Here is a 21179-nt window from a genome sequence, read left to right as displayed (position 1 = left end):
GTGGATCCCAGTGCTGAGGCGGGTGGGAGCGGCACCCGGCGAGGCATATGGGACACTGTTTCCGCTATGCCTTACCTTCCCTCTGGTTTTCCCGACGGCGCCTGGCTGCCCGAGGTCGTCGTCGAACTCGGCGAACGCTTCGCCGCCCACGGCTTCGAGCTCTCCCTGGTCGGAGGTCCCGTACGGGACCTCTTCCTGGGACGCACCTCCCCGGACCTGGACTTCACCACCGCCGCCACCCCAGATGAGATCATCGAGACGGTCTCCGGCTGGGCCGACGCGCACTGGGACATCGGCCGGGACTTCGGCACCATCGGGATCCGCAAGGGCGCGGACTCGATCGAGATCACCACCTACCGCGCCGAGGCCTACGACCCTGGCTCACGCAAGCCGCAGGTCAACTTCGGCACCGACCTGGGTGAGGACCTCATCCGGCGGGACTTCACGGTCAACGCGATGGCGCTGAAGCTGCCGGGCTTCGAACTGGTGGACCCGCACGGGGGCGTGAAGGATCTGCACCTGGGCGTGCTGCGCACCCCGGCCACCCCGGAGGAGTCATTCTCCGATGACCCGCTGCGCATGATGCGCGCGGCGCGCTTCGCCTCGCAGCTGCGCATGGAGGTCGCCGAAGAGGTGCTCGCTGCGATGACCGAGATGTCTGCCCGGCTCAGCATCGTCTCTGCAGAGCGGATCCGCGAGGAGCTGGTCAAGCTGATCTGCGGCGCGGACCCGCGTGCCGGGATCGACCTGCTGGTGGACTCCGGGCTCGCGGAGATCATGCTCCCGGAGGTGCCCGCGCTGAAGCTCACCGACGATGAGCATCACCGGCACAAGGACGTGTACCAGCACTCGCTGCAGGTGCTGGAACAGGCCTGCGCCCTGGAGACCGACGAGGACGGCCCGGTGCCCGGACCCGATTTCGTGCTGCGCTTCGCGGCGCTGATGCACGACGTGGGCAAGGCCAAGACCCGGCGCTTCGAACCCGGTGGCGGGGTCAGCTTCCGGCACCACGACGTGGTCGGGGCCAAGCAGACCCGACGACGGATGCAGGAGCTGCGCTTCGACAAGGCCAGCATCGCCGCGGTGAGCCTGCTGGTGGAGCTGCACATGCGCTTCTACGGCTACGGGGACCAGGGGTGGAGCGACTCCGCGGTGCGCCGCTACGTCACCGACGCCGGAGACCAGCTCGAGCGTCTGCACCGGCTCACCCGATCGGATGTGACCACCAGGAACAAGAAGAAGGCGGCCCGGCTCGACCACGCCTACGACGACCTCGAGGCGCGCATCGTGGAACTCGCCGAACGTGAACAGCTTGACCGGATCCGCCCGCACCTGGACGGGGAACAGATCATGGAGGTGCTGGGCATCGCTCCAGGACCCGAGGTGGGCCGGGCGTATAAGTTCCTGCTCGAACACCGCATGGAGCACGGGCCGGTGGAGAAGGCAGAGGCCGTGGAGATCCTGAAGGAGTGGGCCTCAGCGCAGCGCTGAGCCCGGCGCCGGCTCCGGTGCGGAGCCAGGCTCTGGGCCGCGACCGACCTGGGGCTCAGGCGTGCGAGCGGCACGAGGTTCAGGCGTGCGAGCGGCACCGGGCTCTGGGCCGCGGCCGACCTGGCGCACGGGGTCTCGCTGGGGGCGCAGGATGTCGAGCACCACCTGGATCATCAGGTAGAGCGTGGCACCGATGTGGCCCAGCACCGCGGTGATGTAGAGCGCGGTGTCAAAGGAATGCTGCGCCTCGTGATCCCCGACGATGCCCGCCAGGTGCATCCACACCGCCCAGAAGTGCAGCAGCTGGAACCCCTGCCAGATCAGCGCATCCCGCCAGCGTGGCGCCGCCAGCGCGATGAGCGGAACCAGCCAGATCATGAACTGCGGCGAGTAGACCTTGTTCAGCAGCAGGAACGCGGCCACGATCAGGAACAGCAGCTGGACCATCCGCGCGGGATGTTCTGCGCGCAGACCCAGCAGCAGGATGCCTGCGCAGGCGGCGGCGAAGAGCCCGAGTGAGAATCCCGAGATCGCCGTCGCACTCAGCCCGGAGGCTCCCCGGCCCTCAGCGATGAGCTGCCAGAGGTACCAGGGCGAGGAGTATCCGGCGCCGCGCTCGGCGGAGAGCTCGAAGAACTCAGACCAGGCACTGGAGCTCAGGGCCATGGCAGGCAGGTTCAGGATCAGCCAGCTGACCACCGCTGCGCCGAGGACCTTCAGGAAGACCCCGAAGCCCAGGCCGGTGTCGCGGCGCAGCACCAGGACCAGCACGGCGCCCAGCATGAACAGCGGGAAGAGCTTGAAGGAGACTCCGACGCCGATCATCACGCCTGCACTGAGATGGGCCCCGCGCTGGAAGGCCAGGATGGCCAGCGCCATCGCGGTCACCGCCCAGATGTCCCAGTTGATCCCGATGCCGAAGATCACCGCAGGAGAGACCGCCACTATCGCAGCGTCCCAGGGCCGTGCACCCGCGGCCTTCATCACCACCAGCACCAGCACCAGCCACACCACCGCAGCGGCGGCGAAGCTGAGATCCCAGTACAGCAGCGAGCCGCGTTCGACGCTCCAGCCCAGTGCCGCGGTCATCTCCTGGGCGAGCAGGAACCGGGTCGCGGCGGCCAGCAGCGCCGCGATCAGGCTGGTGAGCACCGGATACTCGAAATATCCGGTGCCCAGCAGGGGGCCCCACGGCGCGTCGTCGAGCCCGCGCTGGGCGAAGAGCGCACTGATGTCCGAGTAGCAGCCGGCGTGGTACACCTCGACCCCGCCCCAGCCGTTGATCCGGCAGTATTGGCTGGTCAGCGCGGAGAGCAGGATTCCCAGCAGGGTCAGCCCCAGCAGCAGCGGGGCGGGTGATCGCCGGGGGCGCAGCCGGCGGCCTGCGGGTCCGCCGAGGCGCTCCGAGAGGTGCCGCAGCAGCGGGTCGTCCCGGGTTGGGGCGACCGGTGTCGGGGTCTTCGGGGACTGGGTCATCGGCTCCACGATAACCCTCGGGGTCCATGGGCTATAGGCTTCACTCTCGGAGACACCTCTATGACTGAGATCACCTTCGGGTTCCCATGCGTCACGCACCGGGGGCCATCAGGACACCAAGGAGAGAACTTTTGGCAGAACAACCCATCCGAGTCGCCGTGGTCGGCGTCGGAAACTGTGCGGCATCGCTGGTCCAAGGCGTGGAGTATTACAAGGATGCTCCTGATGATCAGAACGTTCCCGGGCTGATGCATGTCCGCTTCGGGGATTATCACGTGCGCGATGTCAGCTTCGTCGCGGCCTTCGACGTGGATTCCAAGAAGGTCGGCCTGGACCTGGCGGAGGCGATCTCGGCCTCGGAGAACAACACCATCAAGATCGCGGAGGTCCCGCATACCGGCGTCACGGTCCAGCGCGGACCGACGCTGGACGGGCTCGGGAAGTACTACCGGGAGACCATCGAGGAGTCCGCCGCGGAACCGGTGGATGTGGTCGCCGCGCTGAAGCAGGCGCAGGTCCAGGTGCTGGTGTGCTACCTGCCGGTCGGCTCCGAGGAGGCGGCTCGGTTCTACGCCCAGGCGGCGATCGACGCCGGGGTGGCCTTCGTCAACGCCCTGCCGGTCTTCATCGCCGGGACTCCGGAGTGGGCAGCCAAGTTCACCGAGGCAGGAGTGCCGATCGTCGGAGACGACATCAAGTCACAGATCGGGGCGACGATCACGCACCGGGAGCTGGCCCACCTCTTCGAGGATCGCGGGGTCCACCTGGACCGGACGTATCAGCTCAACGTGGGCGGGAACATGGACTTCAAGAACATGCTCGAGCGCGACCGGCTGGAGTCCAAGAAGATCTCCAAGACCCAGGCCGTCACCTCCAACACCTCGGCGCCCCTGGCGGACCGCGATGTCCACATCGGGCCCAGCGACTACATCCAGTGGCTCGATGACCGCAAATGGGCGTTCATCCGGCTGGAGGGTCGCAACTTCGGCGACGCCCCGGTCTCCATCGAGCTGAAGCTGGAGGTCTGGGACTCACCGAACTCCGCCGGGGTGATCATCGACGCCATCCGGGCGGCGAAGATCGGGCTGGACCGTGGCATCGGCGGGCCGCTGCTCTCCGCCTCGAGCTACTTCATGAAGTCCCCGCCGGAGCAGTTCCATGATGATGTCGCCCACGAGAAGGTGGAGGCCTTCATCCGAGGCGAGATCGACCGCTGACCCTCCCCCCTCCGTTTTACCGGGGCTTACGTGGTCTACCGTGCGGACGGTGTCCCCGGTAGACCACGTACGCCCCGGTATTTTGGGGGGATGGAGAGACTTCACGCCGTCGACGCGCTGCGCGCCCTGGCCCTGCTGGGAATCCTGTCCGTCAACGTCTGGTACTTCGCGTTCCCGGAGAACCTCACCGGCGGCGGTCGCTCGGCCGGGATGAGCCAGGACGTCGGCGGGGACGCCGGGCTCGCCGGTGCGGATCAATGGGTGGCCTTTGCGGCCACGGCGATCTTCGAGGGCAAGTCCTATGTGATCTTCTCCTTCCTCTTCGGGCTCTCCTTCGTGCTGCAATCCGGCTCCGCGCACCGCGCCGGGGTCAGTGAGGTCTCACGATCCCAGCGTCGCTTCCTGGGACTGGCGGTCCTCGGTGTGCTGCACGGGATCTTCCTCTTCGTCGGGGACATCCTGCTCGCCTACGCGGTGCTGGGCTTCGCGCTGCTGGGGCTGCGTGGGATCAGCACCCGCGCCGCGCTGCTGCTGGCCGGCGGGCTCTGGGCCGTGGTGGCTCTGGCGATCCTCGGCATCGGCGCGCTGACCGCGGTGATGGAGTCCTCCGGGATGATCGACGGGGCCATGATGGAGAGCGCCACGGGGGCGAGCTCCGGGCTGATCGTGTCCGCTGAGGAGGCCCGCGCGGGCTATACCGGGAGTCTGGGCAGCTACCTGGCCTTCCAGCTGGGCGCCTACGCCCTCGTCGCGCCCTCGATCCTGCTGGTGCAGGGCCCGGTCGCGCTCGCCGCCTTCCTGCTCGGGCTGGTGGTCGGGCGCGCTCGGATGCTGGAGCGCATCATCGCCGGGGAGATTCCGACGGCGCGGCTGCTCGCGCTCATGCTTCCCGCCCTGGCGGTGGGCGGCGCGCTCAGCCTGAGCGCCGCGTGGATGCTCTGGGGCGCCGACTCCGGCGGGCTCGGAGCGGAGACGCTCAGCTCGGGACTGATCTTCCTGGCCGGCCCGGTGCAGGCCACAGGCTATGTGATCGCAGCGCTGCTGATCCTGCGTCATCCGGGGCTCGGATGGCTGGTGCGGCTGCTGGCGCCGGCCGGCCGGATGTCGTTGAGCAACTACCTGGGACAGTCCCTGGTGCTCGCGTTGATCTTCTCCGCGCTCGGCACCCCGCTGGGTCTGGGACTGGCGGGAGAGCTCAGCGCCAGCCAGGTGGGCGCCGTCGTCGTCCTGCTGTGGCTGAGCCAGCTGGGGCTCTCACGACTGTGGCTGCACTTCTTCACCCGTGGCCCCCTGGAGGCGCCGCTGCGCGCCTGGACCTACTCCAGCAGGATGTTTCCCGTGAAACCGAACTCTCCGAGCCGCCCGCAGGATCATCCTTCAGCGTGATGTGTCCGGGGGTCGGGCGGATCTAGCGTGGAAGCATGATCACAGCCAGCGGCTTGAGCAAGACCTACGGGAGCAGAACCGCGGTGGACGGCATCAGCTTCGCGCTGGAACCGGGCCGGGTCACCGGATTCCTGGGACCCAATGGGGCCGGGAAGTCCACCACCATGCGACTGGCCATGGGACTGGACCGCCCCAGTGCCGGGCAGATCACCATCAACGGCAAGCTCTTCGCTGAACACCGCGCACCCCTGCGCGAGGTCGGGGCGGTGCTCGACGCCGGGGCAGGCCACCCCGGGTGGACCGGGGAGCAGCAGCTGCGCATCCTCGCCGCCACCCACGCGATCCCCCGGTCCCGGGTCCAGGAGGTCATCGAGATGACCGGGCTGAGCTCGGTGGCCGACCGGCGGACCAAGGGCTACTCCCTGGGGATGAGTCAGCGCCTGGGCATCGCCGCGGCGATGCTGGGCGACCCTCAGGTGCTGATCTTCGATGAACCCATCAACGGGCTGGACCCGGAAGGGGTGCGCTGGGTCCGCCAACTGGTCCGCCGGCTCGCCGGCCAGGGCCGCACCGTGTTCCTCTCCTCGCACCTGATGTCGGAGATGGCACAGACCGCTGACCACCTCATCGTGCTCGGGCAGGGTCGGATCATCGCCGATCAGCCGCTGGGAGACTTCCTCGACACGGCCGGGGAAACCCGGGTGCTGGTCCGCACCGAAGACTCCCAGACGCTGATGGCCGGCCTGGCCGGAGCGGAGGTCACTTTGACCTGTCAGGACGCCGAGACCTTCGAGGTGCGCGGGGTCGATGCCCGCAGCATCGGACGCCGCGCCCTGGAGCTGGGCGTGGTGGTCCATGAACTGACCCCGCTGCACTCCTCGCTGGAGGACTCCTACCTCAGGCTCACCGGGGACTACGTCGAACATCGCTCCGGAGGACTCTCATGAACCCGCACACATCCCGCGCCCCAGGCAGCGCCGGCCCCGGCGGCATCACCACCGCACCGCCGGCGGCGCTGGGCCGCGCAGAGCTGAGCTTCCCGCGGGCGCTGCGCGCGGAATGGCTGAAGCTGACCAGCCTGCGACTGAACTGGTGGCTCAGCCTCGTCGCGCTGAGCATGATGCTGCTCACGCTGCTGGGCACCGTGCTCAGCACCCGGGCGCAGCTCTCCGACACGGCACAGCAGAACTCCGCACTCCAGAACTCGGCGGCGCCGCTGGACGGGTTCACCCTCTTCGAGAACGTCTTCTCCAGCTTCACCCTGGTCACGCTGCTGATGGGGGCGCTCGCCGCGGTGGCGATCACCTCCGAGCACAGCACCGGCTCGATCCGATCCTCGCTGGCCGCCGTGCCCAATCGCAGCATGTTCTTCACCGCCAAGCTGCTGGCGGTCTGCGGGTTCATCGCGGGGCTCACCGCAGTCCTGGTGGCGCTGAGCTTCCTGGTGCTGCTGCCGCTGGCCGGGTTCTATGACGTGATGCCCGAACTGTTGGATCCGGGACTCTGGTGGCTGGTGTTCAGCAGCTGGGCCGCGGTGATCATCACCGCCTCGCTCGGGTTCGGCCTCGGGGCCCTGCTGCGCAGCACCGCCGGCGCGGTGATCACCTACTGTCTGCTGCTCTTCAGCGGGCCGATCGTGCTGGGCCTGCTGCTGGGCATCAGCGACGGCGCGCAGTGGGTCATCGAGCTGATGCGATTCGAGATCTTCGCGCTGCAGCGCCAATTCATCGGTGGCGCCTCGATGGCCGGCGACCTGCCCCCGGCGCTGGCCGGAGCGCTGCTGCTGGTGTGGGCCGGCGTCGTCCTGATCCCGGGATGGCTGCTGCTCACCCGGCGCGATGCCTGAGCTTCGCGCCGTCGGCCTCGGTAGAGTCGACGCCGTGATCACCCCGTCGCTCACCGAATCCCCCGCCGCACAGGCGATGCCCCCTGGGTTCGAGGACCTGGCCATCGTGCGCGGCCGCGGGATGCGCGGATGGTTCCGCCGGCACCCCAAGACCATGAACGCGGTGGTCATCGGGGTCTACGTGCTGCTGACGCTGTGGGTCTACCCCTATGCCTTCTACGATCTCGGCCGCGGCGCGCTGTGGCTGCTGCCCGGATACGCGGTGATCGTGGCGGCCCTGTGCTTCCGGCGCTCGCACCCGCTCAGCGTGCTGGCCCTGGTGGCCCTGGCTGAGGCCGCGCTGCTGCTCTTCTACCCCTGGCAGGGGGTGCAGATGTGGGGGCTGTGCTTCGCCGCCTACGCCGTGGCGCTGCAGCGCGGACTGCTGGTGGGACTGATCACCGGGCTGCCGGCCTGCGTGCTGGGCTATCTGAGCTTCCTGCGCACCGAGATCTGGACCGAGCGGCACGGTCCCAGCTGGTGGATGGAGAACTACTACGACCCGATGGGGCTCAGCGAGTTCGAGTCGCTGAGCATCCTGGCGGTGATGATGTTCTTCACCGTGGGGATCTCCGCGGGGATCGGCGCCGCCGTGCGCCGCGGCCGCAGCCACGAGCAGGAGGTCCTGGAGTGGGCCCGGCGAAACCAGCAGCTGGCACAGGTGGCCGAGCGCAACCGGATCGCCCGGGAGATGCATGATGTGATCGCGCATTCCCTCTCGGTGATGATCTCGCTGGCCGACGGCGCCCGGATCGTGGCCCGGAAGGATCCCCACCGGGCCGGAGAGGTCCTGGAGGAGCTCTCCGGGACCGGGCGCACCGCGCTGGGGGATATGCGCCGCGTGATCGGGGTGCTGCGTGAGGGTCAGGACGTCGGCGCCGCCCGCCGCCCGATCGGGGAATCGCTGGAGGAGCTCTACGAGAACTTCCGCCAGGCCGGCCTGCCGCTGACGGTGAGCCTGACCGGCCCCGCCCTTCCCGAGGACGCCGGGTTCGGTCTCACCGTGCACCGGATCCTGCAGGAGTCGCTGACCAATGTGCTGCGCTACGGCCGCCAGGTCACCGCTGTCAGCGTGCAGATCGAGCATCGTCCCGGACCGGAGCCCAGCGAGTCACGCCGACTGAGCGCCCAGGGGCTCAGCGCGGCGGATCAGGCGGCGTTGGGCATGCCCTCCTGCGGGCAGGTGGTGCTCACCGTCACCGATGACGGGGTGCACCCGGCGCAGGGGGAGCGCCGGGAATCGGTGGGCAGCGGCCAGGGCATCCACGGGATGTCCGAGCGCGCAGGCTTCTACAACGGATCGGTCTACGCAGGCCCGGCACCGCGCCGGGGCTGGATGGTGCGCGCGGTGCTGGAACCGCCGCAGAAGGGATGACCAGGTGCACAACCACCACGACGACGACGCGGCACACCCCGCACAGGCACAGGCAGCACAGCTCGAAGCCGCACAGGCACACCCTGCACAGCTCCAGGCCGCGCAGACCCAGGAGGAGCCGCGCGGCGGGCCGCTGAAGGTGATGCTGGTCGATGATCAGCATCTGCTGCGCATGGGGTTCCGGCTGATCCTGGAGGGTGAGGAGGACTTCGAGGTCGTGGCGGAGGCCGCCGATGGGATCGAGGCGCTGCACGAGCTGAACTCCCTTGACCCGGCACGCCGCCCGGACGTGGTGCTCATGGACGTGCGGATGCCCCGGATGGACGGCATCGAGGCCACCACCCGGGTGGTCGCGCAGTTCCCGCAGACCCGGGTGATCATCCTGACCACCTTTGATCTCGACGAGTATGCGTTCTCTGGGCTGCAGGCTGGCGCGAGCGCCTTCCTGCTCAAGGACGTCACCCCGGAGGACCTGGTCCAGGCGGTGCGGGTGGTGGCCGAGGGCGACGCCGTAGTGGCCCCGCGGATCACCCAGCGGCTGCTGGAGGTCTACCTGCGCGGGGCTGTCCCGGCCGAGGCCCCAGCCCCACAGGATCCCCGTCCCGGTCAGCCTCGTGGGGTCCGCGCAGGGGCCGACGGCGCGGCGCCCTCCCTGCCCGATGGGCGGGAGATCGCCGAGGCGATGGATGATGGGGTCCCGCGGGAGGCGCTGACCCAGCGTGAGACCGAGATGCTCTTCGCCGTGGCCGAGGGGCTCTCCAATGCGGAGATCGCGGCGAAGTTCTTCCTCTCCGAGGCCACGGTCAAGACCCATGTGCGCCGGATCCTGACCAAGTTGCAGCTCCGGGACCGGGTGCAGGCCGTGGTCTACGTGTTCCAGACCGGTCTGCTCGGCCCGCTCTAGGGGCGCACGGCTGGTCAGGTCTCGGGCTGGCTGCGGCTCCGGTCTGCGGCCTGGGCCTGCTCCTGGCGGTAGGAGTCGTGGTCGCGCAGCGCATTGCGCACCGCGGCGCGGATCGTGGCGTGCAGCACGAACATCACGATGAGCAGCATTGCCAGGAAGAACAGGAGATTGAGGAGCAGGCCGGCCCAGAGTGATGACATGCGGCCACGCTAGCAGCGGGCCCCGCAGGAATCGAGGCTCTGATTAGGATGGCGGGCATGACATCCGAAGAGCTCGTCGAAGATCTCGCCGCCTATGTGGCCGCCTCCCCGTCTTCCTACCACGCGGCCGCCGTCGCGGCGCAGCGCCTGGTCAGCGCCGGTTTCACCCAGCTGGGAGAACACCAGGACTGGCCCGCCGAGCCCGGCGGCTATGTGGTCCTGCGCGACGGAGCCGTGCTGGCCTGGGTGCTGCCCGCCAATGCCGCTCCGACCACCCCGCTGCGGATCCTCGGTGCGCACACCGACTCCCCCGGATTCAAGCTCAAGCCCAGGTCCACGGTCATCAGCCAGGGCTGGGTGCAGGCCGGGGTCGAGGTCTACGGCGGGCCGCTGCTGAACTCCTGGCTGGACCGGGAGCTGCGCCTGGCTGGGCGTCTGGTCACCCGCGACGGAGTCACGCACCTGGCCTGCACCGGCCCGGTGGCCCGGATCCCGCAGCTGGCCATCCATCTGGATCGTCAGGTCAACGAGGGGCTGAAGCTGGGCAAGCAGGCACACACCAGCCCGGTCCTGGGGCTGGCTGGTACTTCCGAGCAGGCCGCAGCCGCGGACGTGCTGGCGCTGCTGGCCGAGGCGGCCGGTGTGGACCCCTCCGAGGTGGATGGATATGACATCGTGCTGGCCGACGCCCAGCCGGCGGCGAGGTTCGGCTCGAACCAGGAGTTCTTCGCCTCGAGCCGTCTGGACAACCTCTCCTCGGTCCATGCCGGGCTCACCGCCCTGCAGAGCATCGCCGATCAGGCCGAGACCGGCACGGTGATTCCGATGCTCGCCGCCTTCGACCATGAGGAGCTGGGCTCCGCCTCGCGCTCCGGCGCCGCAGGGCCGTTCCTCCAGGAGGTGCTGGAGCGGATCTATGAGGGTCTCGGCCGCGCGGCCGGTCAGCCCGGGGCCACCGCCACCCAGCGGGCGCAGGCCCTGGCCGCCTCCTGGCACCTCTCCAGCGACGCCGGTCACGCGGTGCACCCGAACTATTCCGAGCGCCATGACCCGGCGAACCGCCCGCTGCCCAACGGCGGGCCGCTGTTGAAGATCAACGCCAACCAGCGGTACACCACCGACGCCCCGGGTGCCGCGATGTGGGCCCAGGTCTGCCGTGCCGCGGGGGTGCCCACTCAGGAGTTCGTCTCGAACAACGACCTCCCCTGCGGCTCCACGATCGGGCCGATCACCGCGACCCGGCTCGGGATCCGCACCGTGGACGTCGGCATCGCGCTGCTCTCGATGCATTCCGCGCGGGAGATGTGCGGGGTCGAGGACCTCGGTCACCTCCGGGACGCCGTGGCGAGCTTCTTCGCCACCCCGCTGCACAGCTGAGCCGACCCGTTCGTCACGCGCGGGCAAAGCCGGTACCATAGTGCAGGTTGTCTGACCTGGTTTCAGCCTGCCCTCATGCCGAGGGCCGGCCGAGCAGGACCAGATGCCGATGCAGATAGACCCTCCTGTTACGGAAATCCCGTGACCGCAAGGCCAAAGGAGGTGGGTTAACACAATGCGTCACTATGAACTGATGGTGCTCGTCGACCCCGAGGTTGATGAGCGCACCGTAGAGCCGACCCTCGGCAAGTACATGGAGGTCGTCAAGAAGGACGGCGGCTCCGTGGAAAGCGTCGACGTCTGGGGCCGACGCCGCCTGGCGTACGAGATCCAGAAGAAGACGGAAGCGGTCTACGCCGTCGTCAACTTCCACTCGACTCCCGACGCCGCCGCTGAGCTCGACCGACTGCTGCGCCTGAACGAGACGATCATGCGCACCAAGATCACCCGCCCCGAGGAACAGAAGATCGATTAATCCTCCAGGTGGACGATCCACCTGTCAGGGCGAACCAGCAACCAAGGAGCACTTCCATGGCCGGCGAGACCATCATCACCGTTGTAGGCAACCTGACGGCAGATCCAGAGCTCCGCTTCACCCCTTCAGGGGCAGCGGTCTCCAACTTTGCCATCGCGTCTACGCCGCGGTTCTTCGACCGTCAAGCGAATGAATGGAAGGACGGGGAGACCCTCTTCGTCCGTTGTTCCCTGTGGCGTGAAGCCGCGGAGAACGCCGCAGAGTCACTGACCAAGGGCACCCGCGTGATCGCCCAGGGTCGGCTCAAGGCTCGGTCGTTCCAGACCAAGGAGGGCGAGAACCGCACTTCCTGGGAGCTCGACGTCGACGAGATCGGTCCCTCGCTGCGCTTCGCCACCGCCAGCGTCCAGCGCTCGAGCGGCGGCCAGGGCGGCCGCCCGAGCGGCGGCGGCTTCGGCGGCGGTGCAGCCTCCGGAGGCGGCTTCGGCGGCGGAAACTCCGGCGGCGGCTCGTCATCCGGTGGTTCCGGCGGCTGGAGCAACGACTCCGCGCCGCAGGACCCGTGGGGCGGACAGCCCTCCGGCGGCGGAAACTGGGGAGCCCCTGACAACAACGAGCCACCGTTCTGATCTCAGCAGGCGCCACGCGTCTCTGAGCCACGGAGCAGCGGCTCAAGAACACACACTATCCACCATCCCGCATCCCACAGGTGCGGGCTCCGAGAATGAAAAGGAGCACCACGATGGCAAAGGCTGAACTCAAGAAGCCAAAGCCCAAGGCGAACCCGCTGAAGGCTGCTGACATCACGGTCATCGACTACAAGGACACCGCTCTGCTGCGGAAGTTCATTTCCGACCGAGGCAAGATCCGTGCACGCCGGGTGACCGGTGTGACTGTCCAGGAGCAGCGCAAGATCGCCCAGGCGATCAAGAACGCTCGCGAAGTCGCACTGCTGCCGTACGCCGGCGCTGGCCGCGGCTGATCCAGGACTGACTGGGAAGGAAAGGAACAACCCAATGGCAAAGCTCATCCTGACTCAGGAAGTGACCGGTCTCGGCGCTTCCGGTGATGTGGTCGAGGTCAAGAGCGGCTACGCACGCAACTACCTGTTGCCGCGTGGCTTCGCACTGGCCTGGACCAAGGGCGGCGAGAAGGACGTGGAGCGCCTGCGCTCCGCTCGCAAGGCTCGCGAGATCGCAACGGTCGAGGAAGCACAGGCAGTGGCCACCAAGCTGCAGTCTGCCCCCGTGAAGATCACCGTGAAGACCGGCGACTCCGGCCGCCTGTTCGGCACCGTCGGTTCCGCGCAGATCGCCGATGCAGTCGAGGCCTCCGGCCTGGGCTCCATCGACAAGCGCACCGTCGAGATCCCCGCGCGCATCAAGGCAGTCGGCAACTACAAGGCCACTGTCCGCCTGCACGCCGATGTCTCAGCGACCCTCGACCTTCAGGTCGTCGGTTCCAAGTAGGCAGCACATATCCCGGCCCCTTCGCGGCTGAGAACTGAGAAGGCCTCGGACTCCCTTGGGAGGCCGGGGCCTTCTTGTGCCCGCTATGCTGGGTGTTGTTGAAATCTTGAACAGTGCCCCGGGGAGACCGGGTCAACCGTGACGGCGCAGGGAGCAGCTATGCAGTTCGGCGTATTCAGCATCGGGGACATGACACCTGATCCCACGACCGGTCGGGTGCCCTCCGAGCACGAGCGGATCCAGTCGATGGTGGCGATCGCGAAACGGGCCGAGGAGGTCGGCCTCGATGTCTTCGCCGTGGGCCAGCACCACAACCCGCCCTTCGTCGCGCCGGCGAACCCGCCGATCCTGATGGCCTACCTGGCCGCCCAGACCACCCGGATCCAGCTCTCCACGGCGACGACGCTGATCACCACCACAGACCCGGTGCGCATCGCAGAAGATTATGCCTTCGCCCAGCACCTGGCCCAGGGCCGGGTGGATCTCACCCTGGGACGCGGGAACACCGGACCTGTCTACCCCTGGTTCGGCAAAGACATCCGCTCCGGGATTCCTTTAGCGGTGGAGAACTACGCACTGTTGCACCGGCTCTGGCGCGAGACCGAGGTCGACTTCTCCGGGCGTTTCAGGACCCCGCTGCAGGGATTCACCTCCACCCCGCGTCCACTACAGGACATCCCGCCCTTCGTCTGGCACGGGTCCATCCGGTCTCCTGAGATCGCGGAGCAGGCCGCCTACTACGGCGACGGGTTCTTCCACAACAACATCTTCTGGAACAAGGAACACACCGGGCGGATGATCGACCTCTACCGCTCCCGCTACGCGCACTACGGCCACGGGACCCAGGAGCAGGCCATCGTCGGTCTCGGGGGCCAGGTCTTCATGCGCCGCACCTCGCAGGACGCCATTCGCGAGTTCCGGCCCTACTTCGACCGGGCACCGGTCTACGGCGGCGGGCCCTCGCTGGAGGACTTCAGCGCGCAGACCCCGCTGACCGTGGGCACCCCTGAGCAGGTCATCGAACGCACGCTGAGCTTCCGGGAGTACGCCGGGGACTACCAGCGACAGCTCTTCCTGATCGACCACGCGGGGCTGCCCCTGAAGACCGTGCTGGAGCAGATCGATCTGCTCGGTGAAGAGGTGGTCCCGGTCCTGCGCAAGGAGGTGGCCGCCCGCGCCCCGCAGGGGACTCCGCAGGCACCCACGCACGCCAGCCTGCTGCGCCGTCGCGAGGAGGGCCGAGATCCCGTTCCAGGCGGCGGCACAGCCGCCGTGGCCTGACCAGGTGCAGTCCCGCCCGGCTGGTCTCCGCTGCGGGGGTCCTGCCGACTCGGCTCAGACGCGTCGCTGAAGCTCCTCGATCACGTTGATCCGCTGGTTGCTCATCAGATGCAGTGAGAGCTCGTTGGAGAGATGCTGGAACATGGCCACGCCTTGGACGCTGCTGCCTTCTTCATTGAGTCGCGGCGCGAACGAGGCGATACCGACCTGACCTGGGAGGACTCCGATGATGCCACCGGAGATCCCCGACTTCGCCGGGATGCCGATCTGGGTCAGCCAGCGACCCGAGGCGTCGTACATGCCGCAGGTGGCCATGATCCCCAGCGTGGTGCGGGCCGACTCTGCGGAGATCACACGCGCGCCGTTCTCCGGATTGACGCCGTTGTTCGCCAGCGTGGCGGCCATCCGGGCGATGTCCTTGACCGTGACCATGATCGAGCACTGGTCGATATATCCGCGGACCGCCTCATCCGGCTCGGTCTCCAGCGAGCCGTGGGACTTCAGCATGTGGGCGATCGCCATATTGCGGTACGCCGTGGCGTACTCCTCTTCCGCGGCATCCCAGTCGATCTCCAGCTGGCGCCCGGCGAAGGCGGAGAGGCCGTCGAGGATCCGGGTGGTCCGGCTGCGCACCTCAGGGGTGCGTGAGAGGCTCTCCTGACCCCCGGGGTGCTGCTCGTGGCTGCTGTGGTCCACCAGATGATGCGTGGCGATGGCACCGGCATTGATCATCGGATTCAGCGGACGTCCGGTCCCACCCTCCAGGGAGAGTTCGTTGAACGCCTCGCCGGAGGGTTCCATCCCCACCATGTCGCGGACCCGATCCAGACCGATGTCATCCAGAGCCAGCGCATAGACGAAGGGCTTGGAGATCGACTGGATGGTGAACAGGTGTTCGTCGTCTCCCGCGGAGCACTCCTGGCCGTCGGCCGTCGCCAGGGCGAGCGCCTGCAGGTTCTCATCAGCGTCACGCAGTCGGGGGATGTAGGCGGCGAGCTTGCCGCTGACATCCTCACCGGACTCTCTGAGGACTTCGCGGAGATATGTGTTGATCGATTCTTGCACCGGGAGACTCCTGAAGTGTGGGACTCCCTACGCTACCCGCTGGGGAACGAACCGCCTGCCTGGGCGTTCTCACCAGATTGTGGACAAGCTGTGGAAAACACGGCGATGGTGCCCGCATACACTTAACGGCAGGGTTACGGCAAGGCCACATAATGATGGAAAAATTGGTATCAGAAAACCGCAGTGCACAGTGTGAAGAACCTATAACTGCAGTTCAGAGGCTTGACTGGACCGTTATCCCGACTCTGTCCACAGCTTCCTGCACACGTTGTGCACAAGACACGCCGCATAGTCCACATTTTCTCCACAGGCAGGGGCATTCTGGGCTATTGCTCCTGCCTGCCCCGGAACATACAGTGTGGAAAGTCCCTCGGACGTGAATATTGGCTGGACTCCTCCAGCGCGCATTCACGCGGCGCCGCGATCCGCGGCCGGAACGGAGACAGGGGGCTGGGAAGCGATTCCCGGTGTCCCATGCTCGACGTGTCCGAGGCCTCGGGGAATCCGAGGCGGGCCTGGTTCCGCGCCCCTGCACCGCGATGCGGGGCATGAGACGGCGGGCCTGGAGGCACATCGGATCGCCGGGACGCCGGCGAAGGGAAGGGGATCACGCACCCAGGGTTCGTGATCCTGCTGCGTGCCCGGCGATCCGATCCTCAGCGGCGGACTGCGCCCGCGACCGGATGCGCCGCGACGAAGCGGGCCACCCGGCGTGGCCACGTGTCCAGCTCCTCCGGGGTCTCGGCGATCTGCAGCCTGGAGTTCGGGATCAGCTGGTGGAGCTTCTCGGCCGTGGAGACCGGGTGCGCGTAGTCGTCGACCCAGGCCAGGATCAGGGTGGGGACCCTGAGCTCGCGCAGCGCCTCTGGATCTGGCAGATCAGTCATCCCAGCACCGCGGAAGATCGAGGGCAGCAGCTCCTGGCTGACCGCGGGGACGCGTTCCTTCTGCCGGTCAGCCAAGGCCGGCGGCGGGAGCACCTGACGGCCCACCCGGACGAAGGCGCCGATCCCTTGGTCCTCCACCAGCTGAGCCGACCTCTGATAGGTCTCGGCCTGCCCGGAGCGGGTGCCCCAGGCGGTGGGCGGGACCATCAGGGTCAGTGACGCGAAGCGGTCGGGATCGCGCAGCGCGGCATAGAGCAGGGTCGCGGCTCCCATCGAGGGGCCGGCGGCGTGGACCGTCTCCCCGGGAGCGAGCTCATCGAGCAGCTCCAGGAGGTCCTCGGCGAGCCGCGGCCAGAGATAGTCCTCGGGGACCGCCCGACCAGTGGAGGAGCCGTGCCCCCGCGCGTCGTAGCGCAGCACCTGGCAGTCCGGAAGGTTCAGGGTCATATCCAGCCCGGCGCGGCGCTCCCGGGAGGCGCAGGAGGTCAGCCCGTGCAGCTGGACGAAGGTCGGCCCCTCACCGGTGAGCTCATACGCGAGCTTCGCCCCGGCCGTCTGAAAAAGCCCCACGGTCTCTGACTCCTGCGTCTCAGGTGAACAACAAGTTGCGCCGGAACCATCCTGGCGTCGTGAACGCCATCTACACTACGCCGTATGCGGTTGACCAATGTGGCACAGATGCACGCCAGGCCGGGACGTCTCTCCAGCTACTCGGTGGTGGCCCAGGCCGCCGCCGAACCTGATCCGAACGTCGGCGCGGGCCTCGGCTTCACCGCTGGACCGCCAGAAGCCGCAGCGCCGACGCCGGATCCGCCCCGCGGGCTGCCGGTGTCCTTTGATCAGAACCGCCATGTCAGCTTCGGGTCGCGGCCCGGATCGTGGATGGCGGTTTCTTTTCAGCTCGACGGCCCGGCCTCCTTGGAAGAGATCGCTGCCGCCTGGCAGGTGGTGATCCAACGTCACGGCACGCTGCGCACGGTCTTCGACTGGCGCCCAGAACACGCACCACGCCGAAGTGATGCAGATCACGCTCACGCTGGCCCCGGCAAACGCTCCGGAGGCCCGATCACCGATCTGTATCTGCGGGAGGTCACCATGCTGCCCGGCGCCTGGGAACAGCTCGAGGCGCCGGAGCGTGAAAGCCGCCCGGTCGGGTTCAGCATGCACAGCGGGACAGGGCTGCAGACCGCGCACCTTGACGCTCCGAGCGATCAGCTCAGCGCCGCCGAGGTCAAGGCGGCTCTGCGGGCGCACTTCGATTCCGTGTGTGACCCCTTCGGCACCCCCTCACACCGGCTCTGTGTCATCGACGACGGCGAGTCTGCCGCCGTGCGGGACACCGCCGGCTCCCCGCAGATCGTGATCGGCTCCGATCACGCCCACGTGGACGCCTGGTCCCTGCTGGTGCTGGTGCGGGACTTCACCGCGGTCCTGGAGAACCTGCGAGCGGGGCGCCCGGTGGCGCATGGGCTGAAGGTGCCGGAGTCCTTCGCGGCGCACACCCTGGCGATGGAGAACAAACCGTTCCCGCCGGAGGAGATCGTCTCGCGATGGCGGGAGATCCTTCAGGCCGGGGGCGGGGTGATGCCGAGGTTCCCGCTGCCGCTGGGGGACATCTCGCTGCCGGTCAGCGAGAAGGTCGAGGTCCGCGACGTGCTGGACTCGGCGGAGCTGGATGTGCTGGAGGCCCACGCCAAGGAGCAGGGGGTCCGGCTGATCGCCGTCGCCGTGTCCGTGATGACGCGGCTCTTTCGGGAGCTCGGGGACCAGCCGCTGCGCACGGTGTTCCCGGTGCACAGCCGGGACGAGCCGCGCTGGTTCGACTCGGTGGGCTGGTTCATCACCAACGCGGTGCTGGAGAACGACGACGAGAGCCTGCGCGGGAGCTACCAGGCGGTCAAGGAGGCGATCCGACTGGGCTCGCATCCGATGGCTCCGATCATGCGTCCCTATGGCGGGATGCCCGCCGAACCGGGGATGTTCGCGATGAGCTGGTTGGATCACCGTCGGCTCCCGGTCAACGTCGATCAGGCGCTGAATGCGCAGCATGTCTCGGCCGTGGTCCAGACCGACGGGGTGATGATCTGGTTCGTGGTCAACGAGACCGGGCTGCATCTGCGCTGCCGCTATCCCGATACCCCACAGGCCCGGGAGACCATGCACACCTGGTTGGGGGCAGTGGTCGAAGGGCTGCGGGCACCGAGTATCGTAAAGGGGTGACTACCGAGCTCTACGACACTGGATCCCCGGCCGGGGTGGACTCCCGCACACCCCCGCAGGACATGGTGGCCGAGCAGTCCGTGCTCGGCGGCATGATGCTCTCCAAGGATGCCATCGCCGACGTCGTCGAGGTGCTGCGCGGCTCGGACTTCTACCGGCCCGCCCATGAGCTGATCTACGACGCGATCATCGATCTCTACGGCCGCGGCGAGCCCGCCGACGTCGTGACCATCTCGGATCATCTCACCAAGCGCGGGGAGCTCCAGCGCATCGGCGGACCGGCCTACCTGCACAACCTGGCCCAGTCGGTGCCCACCGCCGCCAACGCCGGCTTCTATGCCCAGATCGTGCAGGAACGGGCCATCCTGCGCCGACTCGTGGACGCCGGCACCAAGATCGTGCAGCTCGGGCACACCGCCGACGGTGAGGTCGAGGGCATCGTGAACCAGGCGCAGTCGGAGATCTACAACGTCGCCGAGAACCGGCAGAGCGAGGACTACGTCTCGCTCTCCGAGGTGCTGGGACCCACCATCGATGAGATCGAGACGAACTCGGCCCACGACGGCGGGCTCACCGGGATCCCCACCGGTTTCCGCGAGCTCGATGACCTGACCCACGGCTTCCATGGCGGCCAGATGATCATCATCGCGGCCCGCCCGGCCATGGGTAAGTCCACCCTGGCGCTGGACTTCGCCCGCGCGGCCGCGGTGAACAACAAGATGACCGCCGCCTTCTTCTCCCTGGAGATGGGGCGCAATGAGATCGCGATGCGCCTGCTCTCCGCCGAGTCCCGGATCCTCTTCTCGGATCTGCGCAAGGGCAACATCCGTGACGAGGACTGGGAGAAGATGTCCGAGGCGGTGGACCGGCTCAACGACGTGCCGCTGTTCATCGATGACTCCCCGAACATGTCGCTGATGGAGATCCGGGCCAAGTGCCGCCGGCTCAAGCAGCGGAACAACCTCAAGCTCGTGGTGCTGGACTACCTGCAGCTGCTCTCCTCGGGCAAGCGGGTGGAGTCGCGCCAGCAGGAGGTCAGCGAGTTCTCCCGTACCTTGAAGCTGCTCGCCAAGGAGCTCGACGTCCCGATCATCGCGCTCTCCCAGCTCAACCGTGGCTCGGAATCACGCCCGGACAAGAAGCCGCAGGTCTCGGACCTGCGCGAATCCGGGTCCATCGAGCAGGATGCGGACATGGTGATGCTGCTGCACCGGCCTGAGGTCTACGACAAGGAGACCGAGCGCGCCGGTGAGGCCGACATCATCGTGGCGAAGAACCGTAACGGCCCGACCCGGGACATCACGGTGGCCTTCCAGGGTCACTACGCCCGCTTCCAGGACATGGCCCGGGACTTCTAGCGGTAGTCCGAGGCCTCCAGCCTCGCCGCCTCGGTGGTCTCCAGCTGGGTGATGAAGCTCCATGCATCCGGCCGGGACCCGTCGATGTCGGTGAGGCCGTAGTGCTGGGCAAGCTCGTAGGAGCTGGTCGAGAGCGTGTTCCAGCGCTCGCGTGCCGGGTCCGCCGCCAGGGCCGCGACACCGCGGGCGAGCATCGCCGGGGTCTCGGAGATGACGAATTCATAGGGCGGGACGACATCGGTCCTGCCCCGGTTGGCCTCCGCTGCGGCGCGCCAGGTCTGTTCGGTCACCCCGAAGCCCTCGAGCATCATCTCCGAACGCAGCCAGCCGGGAGAGACCGACACGGCGGTCCCACCGTGGGCGGCGAGCTCATGCCCCTGCGCAAAGGCCAGGCGATCCACCGCGGTCTTGGTCAGATCATGAAAGACGCTCTCGCGGAAGTGCGAGGCGTTATAGCTGCGGGTCCCGTCGGTCACCTCCACCACCACCCCGCCCGGGTGGCGGATCAGCAGCGGCAGAGCGGCATGGCTGGTGTTCAGATGCGTGGTGAACCCGGTGTCGAAGAGCTTCTTCCCGGCGTCGAGGTCGTAGTCCCACAGGGTCTTGCCGAACTGGACATAGGCCTCCCCGCCGATGTCGTTGATCAGGATGTCCAGGCGTCCCTGCTCGGCGTCGATGCGCGCGATCAGCGCCCGGACCGCTTCGATCTCGAGGTGATCCACGATCACCGGATGCGCGATGCCGCCGGCGTCGTTGATCAGCCGGGCGGTCTCCGCCACCGTCTCGGGCCGGCCGTAGTCAGAGGGGGCTTCCGGCGTGGAGCGACCGGTGCAATAGGTCAGCGCGCCGGAGGCCGCGAGCTCGCGGGCGATTGCCCGACCGGCTCCGCGGGTGGCTCCGGTGACCAGTGCGACCCGGCCGGAGAGGTCGGGGTGGTGGGGGTGGCCAGCCTGGCTTGACTGGCCTGACGGATGCGCCGGCGTGGCGGAGGTCGGTGAGCTGGGCGCTGCTGAGCTGGACTGGGCAGTCATGGGTTCCTCCTGGAGCGGTGTGCCGTGCGCGCGTGCGCCACGGCGGGCGAGAGCTGGAGTGAGGCCCCTTGCGGTGCCTCGA

20 protein-coding genes are annotated in these 21179 nt (G+C 67.9%); 15 read left to right on the top strand and 5 right to left on the bottom strand.

All coding sequences use genetic code 11. From position 1 onward, the window contains the following. Positions 1 to 66 precede the first annotated feature (66 nt). Positions 67 to 1491 (top strand): CCA tRNA nucleotidyltransferase, encoded by a 1425-nt coding sequence (locus tag HNR11_RS04660; protein WP_179441332.1) that lies wholly within the window; start codon positions 67 to 69, stop codon positions 1489 to 1491. Here HNR11_RS04660 and HNR11_RS04655 read toward each other — a convergent pair. Continuing rightward, positions 1477 to 2967: a hypothetical protein gene (locus tag HNR11_RS04655; protein WP_179441331.1), complete on the bottom strand. Its 1491-nt coding sequence runs from the start codon at positions 2965 to 2967 to the stop codon at positions 1477 to 1479. The two genes, HNR11_RS04660 and HNR11_RS04655, sit on opposite strands and share 15 nt — an antisense overlap. Positions 2968 to 3098: 131 nt before the next feature. Between HNR11_RS04655 and HNR11_RS04650 the strand changes: the two genes are divergently transcribed. The 6 genes from HNR11_RS04650 (at position 3099) to HNR11_RS04625 (ending at position 9734) form a co-directional block, all read left to right on the top strand. Continuing rightward, complete coding sequence (locus HNR11_RS04650) at positions 3099 to 4184, top strand: inositol-3-phosphate synthase (protein ID WP_179441330.1); 1086 nt, start codon at positions 3099 to 3101, stop codon at positions 4182 to 4184. A gap of 90 nt (positions 4185 to 4274) precedes the next feature. Next, positions 4275 to 5570: a DUF418 domain-containing protein gene (locus HNR11_RS04645; protein ID WP_179441329.1), complete on the top strand. Its 1296-nt coding sequence runs from the start codon at positions 4275 to 4277 to the stop codon at positions 5568 to 5570. Between the two features lie 35 nt (positions 5571 to 5605). After that, positions 5606 to 6517 (top strand): ABC transporter ATP-binding protein, encoded by a 912-nt coding sequence (locus tag HNR11_RS04640; RefSeq protein WP_179441328.1) that lies wholly within the window; start codon positions 5606 to 5608, stop codon positions 6515 to 6517. Next, complete coding sequence (locus HNR11_RS04635) at positions 6514 to 7416, top strand: ABC transporter permease (protein WP_179441327.1); 903 nt, start codon at positions 6514 to 6516, stop codon at positions 7414 to 7416. Before HNR11_RS04640 ends, HNR11_RS04635 begins: the two co-directional genes overlap by 4 nt. A gap of 34 nt (positions 7417 to 7450) precedes the next feature. Next, positions 7451 to 8830: a sensor histidine kinase gene (locus tag HNR11_RS04630; RefSeq protein ID WP_343050584.1), complete on the top strand. Its 1380-nt coding sequence runs from the start codon at positions 7451 to 7453 to the stop codon at positions 8828 to 8830. Positions 8831 to 8972: 142 nt separating this feature from the next. Next, a complete protein-coding gene (locus tag HNR11_RS04625) occupies positions 8973 to 9734 on the top strand; it encodes a response regulator transcription factor (protein ID WP_179442859.1) in 762 nt (253 codons plus the stop codon). Between the two features lie 14 nt (positions 9735 to 9748). On the opposite strand, the gene HNR11_RS04620 is transcribed toward HNR11_RS04625, so the two are convergent. Beyond that, on the bottom strand, positions 9749 to 9934 hold the full coding sequence (locus tag HNR11_RS04620) for a hypothetical protein (RefSeq protein WP_179441326.1): 186 nt from the start codon (positions 9932 to 9934) through the stop codon (positions 9749 to 9751). 57 nt (positions 9935 to 9991) lie between these two features. Between HNR11_RS04620 and HNR11_RS04615 the strand changes: the two genes are divergently transcribed. The 6 genes from HNR11_RS04615 to HNR11_RS04590 all read left to right on the top strand — a co-directional run bounded on the left by HNR11_RS04615 (position 9992) and on the right by HNR11_RS04590 (position 14536). After that, positions 9992 to 11311: a M18 family aminopeptidase gene (locus tag HNR11_RS04615; RefSeq protein WP_179441325.1), complete on the top strand. Its 1320-nt coding sequence runs from the start codon at positions 9992 to 9994 to the stop codon at positions 11309 to 11311. A gap of 175 nt (positions 11312 to 11486) precedes the next feature. Further along, entirely contained in the window at positions 11487 to 11786 is a 300-nt protein-coding gene (rpsF, locus tag HNR11_RS04610) for a 30S ribosomal protein S6 (protein ID WP_058887888.1), read from the top strand. Between the two features lie 56 nt (positions 11787 to 11842). Further along, positions 11843 to 12415 carry a single-stranded DNA-binding protein gene (locus HNR11_RS04605; RefSeq protein ID WP_058887887.1) on the top strand — a complete coding sequence of 191 codons (573 nt, stop codon included), beginning with the start codon at positions 11843 to 11845 and terminating at the stop codon, positions 12413 to 12415. 113 nt (positions 12416 to 12528) lie between these two features. Next, complete coding sequence (gene rpsR, locus HNR11_RS04600) at positions 12529 to 12768, top strand: 30S ribosomal protein S18 (protein WP_036475751.1); 240 nt, start codon at positions 12529 to 12531, stop codon at positions 12766 to 12768. Positions 12769 to 12802: 34 nt separating this feature from the next. Beyond that, positions 12803 to 13255, top strand: a complete 453-nt coding sequence (gene rplI / locus HNR11_RS04595; protein ID WP_058887886.1) for a 50S ribosomal protein L9 — start codon at positions 12803 to 12805, stop codon at positions 13253 to 13255. A gap of 159 nt (positions 13256 to 13414) precedes the next feature. Then, positions 13415 to 14536 carry an LLM class flavin-dependent oxidoreductase gene (locus tag HNR11_RS04590; protein ID WP_179441324.1) on the top strand — a complete coding sequence of 374 codons (1122 nt, stop codon included), beginning with the start codon at positions 13415 to 13417 and terminating at the stop codon, positions 14534 to 14536. A gap of 54 nt (positions 14537 to 14590) precedes the next feature. On the opposite strand, the gene glsA is transcribed toward HNR11_RS04590, so the two are convergent. Together glsA and HNR11_RS04580 are read right to left on the bottom strand one after the other, a co-directional pair. Beyond that, on the bottom strand, positions 14591 to 15601 hold the full coding sequence (glsA, locus tag HNR11_RS04585) for a glutaminase A (RefSeq protein WP_179441323.1): 1011 nt from the start codon (positions 15599 to 15601) through the stop codon (positions 14591 to 14593). Between the two features lie 656 nt (positions 15602 to 16257). Continuing rightward, entirely contained in the window at positions 16258 to 17058 is an 801-nt protein-coding gene (locus HNR11_RS04580; protein ID WP_179441322.1) for an alpha/beta fold hydrolase, read from the bottom strand. Between the two features lie 84 nt (positions 17059 to 17142). Here HNR11_RS04580 and HNR11_RS04575 point away from each other — a divergent pair, with 84 nt between their 5' ends. Together HNR11_RS04575 and dnaB are read left to right on the top strand one after the other, a co-directional pair. Next, the gene (locus HNR11_RS04575) at positions 17143 to 18708 is read left to right on the top strand and encodes a condensation domain-containing protein (protein WP_179441321.1); all 1566 of its coding nucleotides are present in this window, start codon (positions 17143 to 17145) and stop codon (positions 18706 to 18708) included. Next, entirely contained in the window at positions 18705 to 20066 is a 1362-nt protein-coding gene (gene dnaB, locus HNR11_RS04570; protein WP_310735428.1) for a replicative DNA helicase, read from the top strand. The genes HNR11_RS04575 and dnaB overlap by 4 nt, the downstream gene beginning before the upstream one ends. Here dnaB and HNR11_RS04565 read toward each other — a convergent pair. After that, the gene (locus tag HNR11_RS04565; protein ID WP_179441320.1) at positions 20063 to 21097 is read right to left on the bottom strand and encodes an SDR family oxidoreductase; all 1035 of its coding nucleotides are present in this window, start codon (positions 21095 to 21097) and stop codon (positions 20063 to 20065) included. The genes dnaB and HNR11_RS04565 overlap by 4 nt on opposite strands. Positions 21098 to 21179: the final 82 nt, after the last annotated feature.

It is taken from the genome of Nesterenkonia sandarakina (genome assembly GCF_013410215.1).
Taxonomy (GTDB): domain Bacteria; phylum Actinomycetota; class Actinomycetes; order Actinomycetales; family Micrococcaceae; genus Nesterenkonia; species Nesterenkonia sandarakina.
Note: the sequence above shows the minus strand (reverse complement) of the source record. Positions and strands in the feature narration are given on the sequence as shown.